We start from the raw sequence: 14,617 nt of genomic DNA, 5'->3' as shown, positions 1-14,617 counted from the left end.
CCGACGGCGCTAGCCGAGGTATCCACGTTGGAGGATCAGCGGGCGGCGGGCATGCCGAGCCGCCAACTGTGGCACCTGTTCGGCGATCCGCACTGTTGAACCGGCCGCACGGATCACCTCGATCCGCATACCATCCAGATGGGGAAACAGGACACTCAGCGGACCAAGATCAGAGCACCCGCGACATCATGAACTATCCACCGCCCCTTCGCATCCCGAAGCCGGTCAATCACGAAGTCTGTGCCGGATCCATTTTTCACGTGCTGCCGACACCAGTTGCCCATGTTTTGTGTTTCCTAGTGGATTCGCACGGGCAACCGATTGACCTGCGCTTTTCGTTTTGCTGGCAATCGCGAGAGCGATGTACGGGTAAAGAAAACCTGCTGACCTGCGGAAACGTGTAACAGGTAAGTGCCCTCGGCAGGATTCGAACCTGCGACACCCGCTTTAGGAGAGCGGTGCTCTATCCCCTGAGCTACGAGGGCTGATCTGGTGGGTGCCTGGGGCGCCTACCGGGACTTCGGGGAGTCTACCGGGTCGGGTGCGTAGGAGCCGCATCGATTTGGGTGGGGCGTGATGGGGGCGTCACTAGGTCGACATCGGTTTGGGGTTGACCCGGAGTAGCAGACTGTCTGAGACTGTTGGTGGGCTCGGTCTGTTTTGTCGGGTCGGCAGGCATGCGATGACGCAGGCTGGAGGTGGGCCATGGACGGGATTCGATCCGAGAAGCCCGCCGGGGTGCGGGCCGCGGAGGACGCGGTGGTCCTGCGGCCACGATTCGATTTCATTCGCTCGCCGTCGCATTGGATTCCCGACGAACCTGTTGCCGCACACGCGATTTCGGGGCTGAGTCTGATCCTGTCGCTGGCCGGGGGCGGGTTCGCGATGTTGGAAGTGGTGCGTGCGGAGGTGGCGCCGCGCGACGGTGTCGCTCCGCTACGAGCGCTTCTCGCCGCTGCCGATCGTGGATGGCATGGTCTTCACCATGCAATTGGGGCGGGGTGGGCCGGTCGCGCTGGTGTCCGCCCACCCCGCCATTCTCGATGTCGTCGCCGAAGCCGTTCCGGGAACGTCGTATTCGTGTCGGCAGGGCTTCTGTGCCACCTCCAAGGTGCTCGCGGGAGCAGTCGAGCGTCGCGACACCGCACAGCACGCCCGGGGCGACACCCTGATCTGCGAATCGCGAGCGCTGCGGGACGGCCGCCTGGTGCTCGATATCGATCCGCCCGCGACTCCGGAGAAAGCGGGCCCGCGTTGGTGTCTGCCTCTGGTGCGGAGTCGGCCTGCTCCGGGGAGGTCGGTCCCTGGTCGCGGGTCGGCTCCTGAGGTGCGGTCGGTTTGACGCGGCTCGGATGTGCGCCGGGCGTTCAACTCCGGAGATGTCGACCCCGAGGTCGCCTCTGGTGCGGAGCCGACCTCCGCCAGGCGTCGGCCCCTGGCGTGAGGTCGGCTTCTGCCACCCGGTTCGGGAAAGCTGTGGCAGCCCTTCTCGGGATCCGCACCGATCTATTGGTGCGGATCCCGAGAAGGTGCATCACTTCGTGCCGACGGCGACGATGTAGTCCGCCCATGGGCCCCAGAGTATGAGTCCGGGACGGTTGAAGGGTTTCGCGCAAGACCGGGTTGACTTTGCGCATGTCGGGATCGTGTAGGCGCCTGCTCAGGTGTTCGGCAAGGGGTGAATAGACCTCGCGGCGAATGGAATACGTGGTGACGTCGCTGAAACCGGCATCGATTGGCGCTCGGTGATAGCGCCGGATGTCGAAGAAGTCTCGTTCGTTCAGCGTGGCGGGCAGATTGCGGACGAATGGGCGATTCGACAGGCGGACAACGGCATTCGATAAACGGTTGGCGTGGCACGATATCCGCGGTGACAAGCTTGCGGCCGGGCTGCAGCACGCCGAACCTCCTCGGTGAAAAACCTTGTGTAGGAAGGGAAGTGGAGCGGCAACTCCAGGACGGTCACCTTGGTGACGAATTCGTCTTCGCGCGGTAGATCGACCGCCGAACCGTATTCGTAGTGGATTCGATGCTCCAGCTCCAGTTCGGCGGCGCGGCGGCTGGCGATCTCGATCTGCTCGGTTGCGATAGTCATGCCGATGGTCTGCTTCGACCGAAACTCGTTGGCCCACAGGAAATCCTGATTACCGTAGCCGAAGACGACATCGAGTCGGATGTTGTCCGGGCCGAGTTCGGCCTCGCGTACCACCAGACGGGTCAGGTCTCGGCTGGCCTCGTCCAAGGTGTCGGGCTGGTCGCGCCGGTAGCCGAGTGAACAGTGAGTCCTCGCCGAAGAGGTCTGCGGGCCGACTACGTCGTAGACGTGCCTGACTCGGTTACCCGGGGCAGGAAGGGCACCTTGGCCCATTCGTAGCATTCTCGACCCCAGCGCCTGGCCCGGTGCAGAAAGCTCTCGACTGGGATATCCGCAGTGGTCATCGCCATTGAGCCCTCCCTGGTCCACTCCTCGACCCAGGCCTCGTTGCCCATACAAGGCCATGGCAGAAAACTGGAGCCGAGAACTAGCCAACTGTCTCAGTCGGTGAAGCGAGCGCCAAGAGCCGCCTTCGGGCCGAACTGCCGGTTCGCATCGGCCTGTGCCAGCACGGGCAACTCCACTCATATCGGCCCGCGCTGAGCCCGGCGGTCAAAACCCTGCCGTCGGAGCCCGCCGTTAGATCCCGGCGGTCGGAGCCCGCCGTCTGAGCGCCTGCGGTCGGAACCCCCGTCAGAGCCTGCGGTCGGAACTCGCGGTCATAGCCCGGCGGTCAGAACCTGCCGTCGGAGCCTGCGGTCGGAGCCTGCGGTCGGAACCCGCGGTCATAGCCCCGGCGGTCAGAATCTGTCGTCGGAGCCCGCGGTCAGAATTCGCGGTCATAGCCCGGCGGTCTAAAACCTGCCGTCGGGGGCCCGCTGTTAGATCCCGGCGGTCGGAGCCCGCCGTCGGAGCGCCTGCGGTCGGAACCCGCGTCAGAGCCTGCGGTCGGAACTCGCGGTCATAGCCCGGCGGTCAGAACCTGCCGTCGGAGCTCGCCGTCGCAGCCTGCCGTCGGAACCCGCGTCAGAGCCTCCGGTCGGAACCCGCGGTCAGAGCCCGGCGGTCAAAACCTGCCGTCGGGGCCCGCCGTTAGATCCCGGCGGTCGGAACCCGCGGTCAGAATTCGGATCTGGCACACATTCCGTGATCGTCGGCCGCTGCGGTCCGCCCGAGACGCACTACTGGACAAGTGATCACGTGGAACTGACGGCGGCACTCTCTCGGCCGATGCCGCCACCAGTTCCACGTGATCGGCCGACCAACAGCGCGGAAGGTGATTTGGTGCAGAGGTGAGTCCTGTTGAGTGAGTGGGCGATCCCGCGGAGTCACGGAATGTGTGCCAGATCCCAGAATTCGCGGTCATAGCCCGGCGGTCAGAATCTGTCGTCGGAACCCGCGGTCGGAACCCAGCCGTCAGAGCCCGCCCGTTAGATCCCGGCCGTCGGAGTCGGTGGTCGGAGTCGGCCGCCGGAACGCGCCGTCAGAATCCGCCGCCATCGAACCCCCCACCATCAAACCCACCCCCATCGAATCCTCCACCATCAAACCCACCGGCACCCGAGTCGTACCCGCCCTGATCGTCGGAGTACCCGCCCTGATCTCCCGAGTCGTACCCCTGATCCCCGCCCGCAGCGTCGAGCGCATCCTGATATCCCTCGCCGTAACCACTTTCGAACCCCCGCACGTCATACCCCACCCCGGCCATTCCGGAGAACAGCGACGAGAACAGCAGTGCCGAACCCAAACCCCAAGCGCCAGCGAGTAATGCGGGCCGCCACCACGGTTCGGAGTACCAGCCAGCGGGCACCGGCCGCCCCGCCACCCGGCCGCCCGGATAGTAATTCGGCGTCTCCGCGGAGGGGAGTGGCGAAGCGGCGACTTCGCGGCCCTCGTAGTCGACGACCCGCTTCTCGGTGACCCGACCGGCGGTGTCCTGGCCGTCCAGCGCCGGAACCACCGGGCCCGGATCCATCAACATCGCGGTGCGCGCCGCGCGGATGTAGTACATCCCCTCGACCGCGGTCTGCTTCGCCAGTCGCGCCTGGGCGGGCGTGCGCGCCTGTTCGATCTGCGATCCGGCCGCGATATGGCGCTCCGAGGCGTCCGCGAGCGCCTGTTTCGCTGCCTCGTTGCTGCCGGTGAGGTTGTAGACCTGGCCCGCGAGTCGCTCGATCATCTGCCTGGCGTCGGCGGCCGCGTCGTCGAATTCCCTTGCCGCGCGCTGCTTGCTCTGCTGCGTCAGAAAGACGACGTAGGCCGCCGCGAGCAGAATGACAACGCCGATCAGTAGCCACAGCACCGCTCGCGCCCCTTTCGTCCTCGATCCAGGTCGCCCCCAGCTTACTGGGGGTTTGCTGAGACTCGGCTGAGCTAGACGGCGGGGTGCGGGACCCCGCCGTACCTATTGTCCGGCGAGTTGGCGGGCGATGGCCAGGCGCTGGATCTGATTGGTGCCCTCGAAGATCTGCATGACCTTCGCCTCGCGCATATAGCGCTCCACCGGGAAGTCCCGGGTGTAGCCATAGCCGCCGAAGACCTGCACCGCATCGGTGGTGACCTGCATGGCGGCGCCCGTGGCGATGAGCTTGGCGACGCTGGCCTGGCGCGAGTAGGCGCGAGTAGGGCAGTCCGGCATCACGACGGCGGGCGGCGTCGAGATAGGCCGCGCGGGCCGAATCCGCCGCCGCGGCCATATCGGCGAGCACGAAACCGGGACCCCGGTGATCAATTATGTTGCGGCCGAATACTTTTCGTTCCTTGGCATAGGAGACGGCATCATCTAGGGCGCGCTGGCGAGGCCCGTCGCGACTGCGGCGATGCCGAGCCGACCCGAGTCCAAAGCGCTGAATGCGATCGAAAGTCCTTGTCCCGCAACGCCTATCAGTCTTTCATCAGGTAGAAAGGCGTCGTCGTAGGCGGCCGTGGTGGTCGGGATGCCGCGCAGGCCCATCTTCTATTCCGGCTTACCGAAACTCAGGCCTTCGGTATCGGCAGGCACCAGGAAGCAGGAGATGCCGCGCGAACCCTCGCCGGTCCTGGCGAAGAGCGTGTAGAAGTCGGCGCGACCGCCATTGGTGATCCACGCCTTCGACCCGTTGATCCGGTATCCCCCCTCGACAGCGCTGGCCCGGCAGCGCATCGCGGCCGCATCGGATCCGGCGTGCGACTCGGAAAGGCTATCGGCGCCGATGGTTTCGCCGGAGAGCATGCTCGCGAGCCAGCGTTGCTTCTGCTCGTCGGTGCCGAAGGTGAACAGCGGGTGGCAGGACAGGCTGTGCACGCTGACCGCCACGGCGACCGCGGCCCACCGGCTCGCCAACTCCTCGAGCACCTGCAGATAAACCTCGTACGGCTGATCGCCGCCACCCGTTCTACCCGCTCGGTGTGGGATAGCGGCGGCGTGGTCGCCTGTGTCCAATTGGACACAGCGCCGCATCGGACGCGGATAAATGGCGCGTCGGCAATCAGCGGTAATTGATCTCAGCTGTGCGAAACTTGCCCCGCACAGCTGATCATTCGAGCGACCTGCAAGCAGTCGCTACGGCCGCACTCCTCACCCTTGGGAGGACTGTCCATGAAGAATTCTGTTGCGCCACTGGATCTGCCCGAACCCCTGGTCATCACGCTGGGGAATCTCAAAGGCGGCGTCGGAAAGACGACATCAGCGTTTTTCCTGGCCACATATTTCGCGCAGATCCATGAATTGCGAGTGCTCGTGATCGACGCCGACCCGCTCAGTCAGACCGGATATTCCTGGTATCGGCGACTGGTCAAGGGCGAGATCGAGGTGCCCTTCGAGTTGATCGCCTTCCCGTCGCGGCACGTCAACGACTGCATCACCGACAATTCCGGGAAATATGACGTGATCATCGTCGATGCCGGTGGCGAGTCGGCCGAGATATTCAAGGCCGCCATTCCGCAGAGCGATGAGCTCATTCTGTTGACCAGCGTGAGTCCCTCGGAAGTGAAGCGGGTGCCGAGTACGTACAAGGCCGCCGAGGAGGCTGCCGCCGACAGTGGCCGCGAAATCCGGGTGCGCGTGCTGATGACCAAGGTGCCGGTGACGATGAAGAAAGGCGTGAACGTCTCGACCGAATATCGTACGCAGCGCGGGAATCTGGAGGATGCGGGCTACGACGTATTCGTGTCCTATTTGAGCGCCTGGAAATGGTATCGGGAGGCGGCCGACGGTGAGGTCGGCGAAGGCGCCGAGAACCCGATCGCGGACCTGGGGGAGTATCTCCAGGTCGGCGACGAGTTGGTGAGTCCGTATCGGGTCGCGGTGGGGGTGCCTGCCTGATGCCTCCGCAACGTAGGAAGGGTTCCATCGGCAAGGGCGTCATCGGCGGCGCGAATCCGTTGGCGGACAGCGCCGAGCACACGCCGCCGGTCTCGCCGCTGCGTGATGCCGAGTGGCGCACGAGCACGCCGAGTGCCGTGGTCGTGGACGTGGACGTGGTAGCACCATTGGCGCAGGTGAACGTCGATGCGGATGTGCTGACGATGCCGCTGCCCGCGCCGAGCGAAGCCGCGCTGGCGGGCCCGCTCGACGAACGTGAGCAGGCGCAGTTGACGGTCTGCGAATCGTCGATCGACGGCCTGCGGGTCGCCTTCTGGGCGGCCGGGCGGGCGCTGCAGATCGTGCGGGACGGCCGGCTGTACCGGGATCGGCACGCGAGTTTCGACGAGTATGTGGAGCAGCGCTGGGATATGCAACGGTCTTACGCGCACAAGCTGATTCGGGCCTGGCCGCTCGCCGCCAAACTGCATCCGGTCGCGCCCGCGATCAATGAGGGGCAGGTCCGCGAGCTGCTGCCGGTCGCGGTCCAGCACGGTGAGGATGCGGCGGTCACGGTGTACACCACGATCGCGGGCACCGAGGATGTGAAGGTCACCGCGGGCAAGCTCCGCGAGGCCGTCGCGCTGCTGCCGGAGCGGTTCGACAAGGCCGAGGTGGTCGCGTTGCTGCAGGCGTGGCTGCGCGGGGAACTGCGCGGCGGGGCGAACGAGCGGGCCGTTGATCTGTTCGCCACCGTTGAATCGCGATTCGCCGCGCTGACGCGACGAGTTGTCAAGGGCTCGAACAACGATCCGGCGGCGGCGCGCGAATTCGCCGCGAAACTACGCACTCTGGCCGAACAGATCGAGGAGCAGATCACCGCCTGAGCCATCTTTCTGCCGAAATACCCTGTCGCGAAAGCCATTCCGCGACGGGGTATTTGCGTTTAGTTACGGTATTGTTATCTTGACATAGTGTGTCGTTACTGGTAATTCGTTGATATTGCCGAAATATGGGCGATCGGATCGCTGGACTACAGATCACCGTGATGGTTTTCGAATTCATTCGAGGTCTTGGTGAAGTCCTGGGCGCCAAAGCAAGTGCGGCGTCGCACGGCCCGCTAGGACCTTCGATACGAGCATCGGAGGACCGGATCATGGCATCATCTTCGGAGGGTCGATATTCCCGCTTCCTGCGGCGCGCGGTTCGATGGGCCGTCGGCGCAGGGATCATCGCAGGCGCGGCGATCGCCGCGACACTGCTCACGGGAGGAAAGGCCGCGGCACAGCCGCTGACGATCCCGGGTATCGGGGCATTCGAAGTCCCGGACGAATTTTCGATTCCGGCCGGTATTCCCGGCGCCGCGGTTCCGATGGATATGCATTCGTCGGACACATTCATTCCCGCGGTCGAGGAATTCGTAGTTCCCTTGGAAATCGCGCCCGCTGAAGTTCCGGGGAAGGAACATTCAGCGCCGCCCACGACTTCGGGTGTGGAACTCTCGGTACCCCTCGCATTTTCGGCGGCCGCGCGTTCGGCGCTCCCACTGGTCCCTGCGGTCGAGCATTCCGTCTCTCCTGCGGAGTTCGCGCCTGTCGCGGTTTCGATGAAGGAGCTTTCGGCGCCGCTCGCGATGCCGGCTTCGAAATTCTCTGTGCCCCGGCGGGTTCTGGGAATCGAGCGTTCGGTGCTGCCATGGGTTTCCGCGGTCGAGGATTCCGTCGCTGCTCTGGAGATCGCGCCCGTCGGGGTGCTGGGGAAGGAACGGACGACACCGCTCGGAGTTCCGGGTGCAGGACTCGCGGCGCCCTTCGGGTCGCTGGCGGCCGCGCGTTCGGCGCTTCCGTTGGTGCCGGCGGTTGGGGATGCGGTGGCTCCGTCGGGGATCGCGCCGGTCGTGGTTTCGGCGAAGGAACTGGCAGCGCCGCTCGGGGTTCCGGTGAAGGAACTGGCAGCGCCCTTCGGGTCGCTGGCGGCCGCGCGTTCGGCGCTTCCGTTGGTGCCGGCGGTTGGGGATGCGGTGGCTCCGTCGGGGATCGCGCCGGCCGTGGTTGCGGTGAAGGAACTGGCGACGCTGCTCGGGGTTCCGATGAAGGAACTGGCCGCGCCGGTCGGGGTTCCGGATGCGGAACTGGTCGCGCCGGTCGGCGTTCCGGTGAAGGAACTGGCAGTGCCGCTCAGGGTTCCGGGTGTGGAACTCGCGGCGCCTTTCGGGTCCTTGGCGGCTGCGCGTTCGGCGCTTCCGTTGGTACCTGTGGTCGAGAACCTGGTTGCTCCTTCGGAGTTCACGCCGAACGTGGTTCCGGTGAAGGAACTTTCGGCACCGCGCGCGGGTCCCGGCTCGGAATTCTCTGTGCCCCTGCGGGTTCTGGGGATCGAACAATCGACCCTTCCTTGGGTTCCTGCGGTTGGCGACCCCATAGCTCCTTCGGAGTTCGCGCCCGTCGCGATTCCGGGGAAGGAACTTTCGATGCCGCTCGCCGTTCCGGGGTCGGACTTTTCAGCGCCGCTCGCGGTTCTGGGGCTCGAGTGGACGGTGCCTCTTGCGGTGCCCGGGTCGGAACGTTCGGCGCCGCCCCCGGTTCCGGGGTCGGACTTTTCAGCGCTGCTCGCGGTCCCGGGGCTCGAGTGGTCGGTGCCCCTTGTGGTGCCCGGGGCGGAACGTTCGGCGCCTCCCGCGGTTCCAGGGTTCGAGTGGTCGATGCCTCTTGTGGTGCCCGGGTTGGAGCGGTCGGCGCCGCCCGCGGTTCCGGAGACGCAGCTTTCGGCGCCGGTTCCGGGGTCGGAACGTTCGGCGCCCTCGACGACTCCCGGGTCCGAACGTTCGGTGCCCCTTGGTATTCCGGGTCTGGAGCTAGCGGTTCCAGGGTTCGAGTGGTCGGTGCCTCTTGCGGTGCCCGGGTTGGAGCGGTCGGCGCCTCCGGTGGTTCCGGGGACGCAGGTTCCGGGGTCGGAACGTTCGGCGCCCTCGACGACTCCGGGGACCGAACGTCCAGTGCCCCTTGGCATTCCGGGTCTGGAGCTATCGGTGCCCTCGAAGATTCCGGGGACCGGGATTCAGTTGCCCACCGATGCGCTCCGTAGCGGAATCGCGTTCCTCACCGGTGCTCTCGGCATCAAGCCGCCAGCACCGACGCCCGCACCCGCGGTGGCGCCGGAGCGGACGCATGGTGCGATTGCCGTCGACGCCGCGCGCGGCAAGGTCGGCACCGGATACAGCATGGGCGCGACGGGGCCGGATGCCTTCGACTGCTCCGGGCTGGTGCAGTGGTCGTACGGGCAGGCCGGGGTAAAGGTGCCGCGCACGAGCTATGAGCAGCTGGCCGCGGGTACTCCGGTCAGCGAGGACGAACTGGAGCCGGGTGATGTGGTGTCGTTCTACGGCGGCGGCCACTCGGCCCTCTATGCCGGTGACGGCAAGGTCATCCACGCCTCGACCTACGGGACGGGTGTGACGATGTCGCCGATGTCCTCGATGCCCTATGCGGGGGCCCGCCGGTACTGACTCGGCTGCGGCAATGAGCTGTCCGAAGTGGAGCGGACCGGTCTGTCGGCGACGGTGCAGGGGGTGTCGCCGCCGGGCCGGTCCGAAGGGGCCGTTCCGTTCTAGACTCGGATGTTCTATTATCTGCGTATGAATGCAGATAGCGAGCCGCTGCGTCCGCTGCTGGCGGAAGACCAGGTCGGGCTGGTTGTCGAGGTCTTCAGGATGTTGGCCGACGCGACCCGTGTGCAGGTGTTGTGGGCACTGGTGGACCGTGAGCTCTCGGTCAACGATCTGGCCGACTGCATCGGAAAGCCCGGCCCATCGGTATCCCAGCACCTGGCCAAGCTCCGCATGGCCCGCCTGGTCCGCACCCGCCGCTCCGGAACCACGATCTTCTACAGCCTGGAAAACGAACACGTCCGCCAACTGGTCGTCGACGCCGTCTACAACGCCGAACACGCTGGCCCCGGCGTACCCGCACATCACCGCGGCAGTGCCGCCGTGCGCGAACTACCCTCCCGCGATCGGGCGGTATCGAAATGAGCCACGAACGCGATCCCGCACGCTGGCAAGGCATTCCGGATGCCGCCGAGTCTCGAAATGTCCAGGGGCACAACGATATTGCGAACAGCGGACATCGCAACGGTGTCGGCGGCGAATCCCGCGATCATGAGCACAGCCACGCAGCCGAGCATGGGCACAGCTGCGGACCAGGCGATGGTCACGATCTCAGCCTCGGGCGTGGACATGCACATGAACCTGAGCCCAGCCGTGGGCGCAGTCGCGGACCCGGGGATGGTCGCGAGCCCGGCCGCGAGCCCGGGGATGGTCGCGAGTCGAGCCGTGAGCTCGGGGATGGTCGCGAGTCGAGCCGTGAGCTCGGGGATGGTCGCGAGTCGAGCCGTGAGCTCGGGGATGGTCGCGAGTCGAGCCGTGAGCTCGGGGATGGTCGCGAGTCGAGCCGTGAGCTCGGGGATGGTCGCGAGTCCAGCCGTGAGCTCGAGGATGGTCGCGAACTCGGGCCCGGTCATGGGGCTGAATACGGTCATGAACTCGAGGTCGGCCATGAGCACGGTCACGGATCTGGGCAGAAAGGCGAACTCGCTTCCGGTCATAGCCACAGTCGTCGACCTAGGCGAGGTCATCAGCACGGCAACGGACAGAATCACGGCGCAGGCCATGACCCTGGGCCAGGGCGTGGGCACCGGCGTAGTCATCGACTGGGGCGCGGTCATGGGCACAGTCACGGCGCGGAGCACGAGCGCGGCGCGGAGCACGAGCGCGGCGCGGAACACGGGCGCGGCGCGGAACACGGGCACGGCGCGGAACACGGGCACGGGGCGGAGCACGAGCGCGGCGCGGAGCACGGGCACGGCGCGGAACACGGGCACGGGGCGGAGCACGAGCGCGGCGCGGAGCACGGGCACGGCGCGGAACACGGGCACGGGGCGGAGCACGAGCGCGGCGCGGAGCACGGGCACGGCGTGGAGCACGGGCACGGCGTGGAACACGGGCACGGCGTGGAACACGGGCACGGCCCGGAGCACAGGCGCGGCGGCGCAGAGCACGGGCACGGCGTGGAACACGGGCACGGGGCGGAGCACGGGCACGGCGTGGAACACGGGCACGGGGCGGAGCACGGGCACGGCGTGGAACACGGGCACGGCCCGGAGCACAGGCGCGGCGGCGCAGAGCACGGGCACGGCGTGGAGCACGGGCACGGCGTGGAACACGAGCGCGGCGTCGAACACAGGCACGGCGCCGAGCACAGCCACGGCCCGGAGCACGGGCACGGGGCGGAGCACGGGCACGGCGTGGAGCACAGCCACGGCGTGGAACACGGGCACGGGGCGGAGCGCAGGCGCGGCGGCGCAGAGCACGGGCACGGGGCGGAGCACGGGCACGGGCACGGTGGAGACCACGATCATCCGGGTGGGCTGCGCTGGGTGTTGCGGGAGATCTTTGTGCCGCATAGTCACGATGCCGCTGACAGTGTCGATGATGCGTTGGAGGCCAGTGCTGTTGGCATTCGGGCGGTGCAGATCAGTTTGGCGGTGCTCGGCCTGACGGCGGTGCTGCAGGTTGTGATCGTGGTGGTGTCCGGGTCGGTTGCGTTGGCGGCGGACACCATTCACAACTTTTCCGATGCGCTGACGGCGGTGCCGTTGTGGATCGCGTTCGCGATCGGTCGGCGGGCCGCGACTCGGCGTTATACCTATGGGTTCGGGCGGGCCGAGGATCTGGCCGGGTTGTTCGTGGTCGGGATGATCACGTTGTCCGCGATCATCGCCGGGTACGAGGCGGTGCGCAGGCTCATCGATCCGGTCGAGATCCAGCATGTGAGCTGGGTCGCGGCGGCGGGGTTGATCGGATTCCTCGGCAATGAGACCGTCGCGCTGTATCGGATCAGGGTCGGGCGGCGCATCGGCTCGGCGGCACTGGTCGCCGACGGATTGCACGCGCGGACAGACGGATTCACCTCACTGGCGGTGTTGATCGGTGCGGGTGGCGTCGCGCTGGGCTTCCCGCTGGCCGATCCCATTGTCGGACTGTTGATTACGATCGCGATCCTCACCGTGCTGCGGACCGCCGCACGAGATGTGTTCCGCCGCTTGATGGATGGCGTCGAACCCGCACTGGTGAACACCGCCGAGCAGGCGCTGGTCGCCGAACCCGGTGTACTCGGCGTGCGCAGCCTCCGGATGCGCTGGATCGGCCACCGCCTGCACGCGGACGTCGAACTGGACGTCGCCCCGACCATCACCCTCGCCGACGCGCACCGATTGGCCCACGGCGCCGAGCACACCCTCACCCACGCCGTCCCCAAACTCGACACCGCACTCATCCACGCCTACCCGGCCCACTCCGCAGTTTGACGGCACCGCACAAACCGGCGCGCCAGACTATCGAGCGGAGTCATCGGGCGGTACCTACGTGTCCGAGGAGCCGCCCTTTGGCTCGCCTCGCACATCGAGCCTGAGCTCAGGGAACTGAGGGCAGTCGCCTGCCAATGGGATTCGCGGTCGGAGCTTCCGGTCGACCTACGCTTGGGTAGCATCCGGGGGTGTGATGTGGCTCATGGTCGGCAGGCCGCCGTAGCCACCGAAGAAAAAGGAGTACCGATGTTGAGCACCATGCAGGACGAGCCGTTGTCGTTGGCGACGTTGCTGCGCTACGCATCGACGTTCATGGGCGATTCCACCGTATCGACCTGGACCGGCACCGGCGTGCGCACCATGACCTACCGCGAGCTGGGCGCCGAGTCGGCGCGACTGGCGAATGCGTTGCGCGGGTTGGGGATTGGTGTCGGTGATCGGGTCGGCACCTTCATGTGGAACAACAACGAGCATATGGTCGCCTATATCGCGGTGCCCGCGATGGGTGCGGTGCTGCACGCGCTCAACATTCGGCTTTTCCCTGAGCAACTGGTCTTTGTGGCCAACCATGCCCAGGACCAGGTGGTGATCGTCGATGGCACGCTGGTGCCGATGTTCGCCCAGTATCTGCCCAACCTGAAGACCGTCCGCCACGTCATCGTGGCCAACGGTGACGCCGCCGCGCTGGCGGCCCCTGAGGGTGTGCAGGTGCACTCCTACACCGAACTGCTCGCCACCCAGCCCGACACCTACGACTACCCGGTGATCGACGAACGATCCGCCGCCGCAATGTGTTACACCTCCGGTACCACCGGTGACCCCAAGGGTGTGGTGTATTCGCATCGCTCGAACTGGCTGCACGCCATGCAGGTGATCTCGCCGGGCAGCATGGGTTTCAGCGAGGCCGACTATGTGCTCGCGATCGTGCCGCTGTTCCACGCCAACGCTTGGGGCCTGCCCTATGCCGCGTTGATGTCGGGCGCGAATGTCCTGATGCCCGACCGCTTCCTGCAGCCCGGCCCGCTGCTGGAGATGATGGCTGCCCAGAAGCCGACCTTCGCCGCGGCGGTGCCGACCATCTGGGGCGGTGTGCTGGCCGGACTGGCCGCGAAACCGCAGGACATCTCCCACCTGCGTTCGGTGGTCGTCGGTGGTTCGGCGGTGCCGCCGTCGATGATGCGCACCTTCCAGGAAAAACACGGCGTGCGGATCCTGCACGCCTGGGGCATGACCGAGACCTCCCCGCTCGGCAGCGTCGCCCACCCGCCCGCCGGCGTGAGCGGTGAGGACGAGTGGGACTACCGCTTCACCCAGGGCCGCTTCCCCGCCAGCGTGCAGGCGCGTCTGGTCGGCGACGACGGCGCCGTGGTGCCCAATGACGGACAGTCCCTGGGCGAGTTGGAAGTTCGCGGTCCCTGGATCACCGGCTCCTACTACTCCCCGGACGGCGCGCAGATCGACCCCGACAAATTCGACAACGGCTGGTTACGCACCGGCGACGTCGGCAAGATCAGCCCCAGCGGCTACCTCACCCTGGTCGACCGCTCCAAGGACGTCATCAAGTCCGGCGGCGAATGGATCTCCTCGGTCGATCTGGAGAACGCGGTCATGGGCCATCCCGCCGTCGCCGAGGCCGCGGTCATCGGTGTGCCCGACGAGAAGTGGGACGAACGCCCCCTCGTCGCCATCGTGCTCACCGAGGGCGCCGAAACCAAACCCGAAGAACTACGCGAGTTCCTCGCCGACAAATTCGCCAAATGGCAACTGCCGGAACGATGGACCTTCATCGCCGAGGTCCCCAAAACCAGCGTCGGCAAATTCGACAAAAAGCGCCTACGCGCACAGTACGCCGACGGCGACCTCACCATCACCACGCTGTCCTGACCGAACGGCCCCGCGTCACCACTTCAACATCGGCAGTGGCGACGCGGGGTTGG

The 14,617-nt window shown here is 66.4% G+C and carries 10 protein-coding genes, 1 tRNA gene and 1 pseudogene; 7 read left to right on the top strand and 5 right to left on the bottom strand.

What is annotated here, in order from left to right; translation table 11 throughout:
* Positions 1-412: 412 nt before the first annotated feature.
* A tRNA-Arg gene (locus ACHQ4I_RS04365) sits at positions 413-485 on the bottom strand.
* A gap of 416 nt (positions 486-901) precedes the next feature.
* Between ACHQ4I_RS04365 and ACHQ4I_RS04360 the strand changes: the two genes are divergently transcribed.
* Positions 902-1,342, top strand: a complete 441-nt coding sequence (locus tag ACHQ4I_RS04360; RefSeq protein ID WP_420770366.1) for a 2Fe-2S iron-sulfur cluster-binding protein — start codon at positions 902-904, stop codon at positions 1,340-1,342.
* Between the two features lie 438 nt (positions 1,343-1,780).
* Here ACHQ4I_RS04360 and ACHQ4I_RS04355 read toward each other — a convergent pair whose 3' ends face one another.
* The 3 genes and pseudogenes from ACHQ4I_RS04355 to ACHQ4I_RS04345 form a co-directional block, all read right to left on the bottom strand.
* Positions 1,781-2,368, bottom strand: coding sequence for an SAM-dependent methyltransferase (locus ACHQ4I_RS04355; protein WP_420770365.1), 588 nt, complete (start codon positions 2,366-2,368; stop codon positions 1,781-1,783).
* Positions 2,369-3,518: 1,150 nt separating this feature from the next.
* On the bottom strand, positions 3,519-4,334 hold the full coding sequence (locus ACHQ4I_RS04350; protein WP_420770812.1) for a DUF1542 domain-containing protein: 816 nt from the start codon (positions 4,332-4,334) through the stop codon (positions 3,519-3,521).
* 105 nt (positions 4,335-4,439) lie between these two features.
* A pseudogene (locus ACHQ4I_RS04345) lies at positions 4,440-5,474 on the bottom strand (acyl-CoA dehydrogenase family protein).
* Between the two features lie 138 nt (positions 5,475-5,612).
* Here ACHQ4I_RS04345 and ACHQ4I_RS04340 point away from each other — a divergent pair.
* From ACHQ4I_RS04340 to ACHQ4I_RS04325, 4 genes are all read left to right on the top strand, one after another.
* Entirely contained in the window at positions 5,613-6,338 is a 726-nt protein-coding gene (locus ACHQ4I_RS04340; protein ID WP_420770364.1) for a ParA family protein, read from the top strand.
* Positions 6,338-7,204: a hypothetical protein gene (locus ACHQ4I_RS04335; protein ID WP_420770363.1), complete on the top strand. Its 867-nt coding sequence runs from the start codon at positions 6,338-6,340 to the stop codon at positions 7,202-7,204. Before ACHQ4I_RS04340 ends, ACHQ4I_RS04335 begins: the two co-directional genes overlap by 1 nt.
* 269 nt (positions 7,205-7,473) lie before the next feature.
* The gene (locus ACHQ4I_RS04330) at positions 7,474-9,822 is read left to right on the top strand and encodes a C40 family peptidase (RefSeq protein ID WP_420770362.1); all 2,349 of its coding nucleotides are present in this window, start codon (positions 7,474-7,476) and stop codon (positions 9,820-9,822) included.
* A 129-nt stretch (positions 9,823-9,951) separates the two neighbouring features.
* On the top strand, positions 9,952-10,347 hold the full coding sequence (locus ACHQ4I_RS04325; protein WP_420770361.1) for an ArsR/SmtB family transcription factor: 396 nt from the start codon (positions 9,952-9,954) through the stop codon (positions 10,345-10,347).
* Here the strand turns inward: ACHQ4I_RS04325 and ACHQ4I_RS04320 are convergent.
* Positions 10,287-11,561 (bottom strand): hypothetical protein, encoded by a 1,275-nt coding sequence (locus tag ACHQ4I_RS04320; protein ID WP_420770360.1) that lies wholly within the window; start codon positions 11,559-11,561, stop codon positions 10,287-10,289. The genes ACHQ4I_RS04325 and ACHQ4I_RS04320 overlap by 61 nt on opposite strands.
* A gap of 75 nt (positions 11,562-11,636) precedes the next feature.
* Between ACHQ4I_RS04320 and ACHQ4I_RS04315 the strand changes: the two genes are divergently transcribed.
* Both ACHQ4I_RS04315 and ACHQ4I_RS04310 read left to right on the top strand, forming a co-directional pair.
* A complete protein-coding gene (locus ACHQ4I_RS04315) occupies positions 11,637-12,680 on the top strand; it encodes a cation diffusion facilitator family transporter (RefSeq protein WP_420770811.1) in 1,044 nt (347 codons plus the stop codon).
* Between the two features lie 246 nt (positions 12,681-12,926).
* Positions 12,927-14,564 carry a long-chain fatty acid--CoA ligase gene (locus ACHQ4I_RS04310; protein WP_420770359.1) on the top strand — a complete coding sequence of 546 codons (1,638 nt, stop codon included), beginning with the start codon at positions 12,927-12,929 and terminating at the stop codon, positions 14,562-14,564.
* Positions 14,565-14,617 lie beyond the last annotated feature (53 nt).

Source organism: Nocardia nepalensis, assembly GCF_048910785.1.
In the GTDB taxonomy this organism is placed as follows: domain Bacteria; phylum Actinomycetota; class Actinomycetes; order Mycobacteriales; family Mycobacteriaceae; genus Nocardia; species Nocardia nepalensis.
The sequence above is the reverse complement of the archived record's forward strand: the minus strand, read 5'-3'. Positions and strand labels throughout refer to the sequence as shown.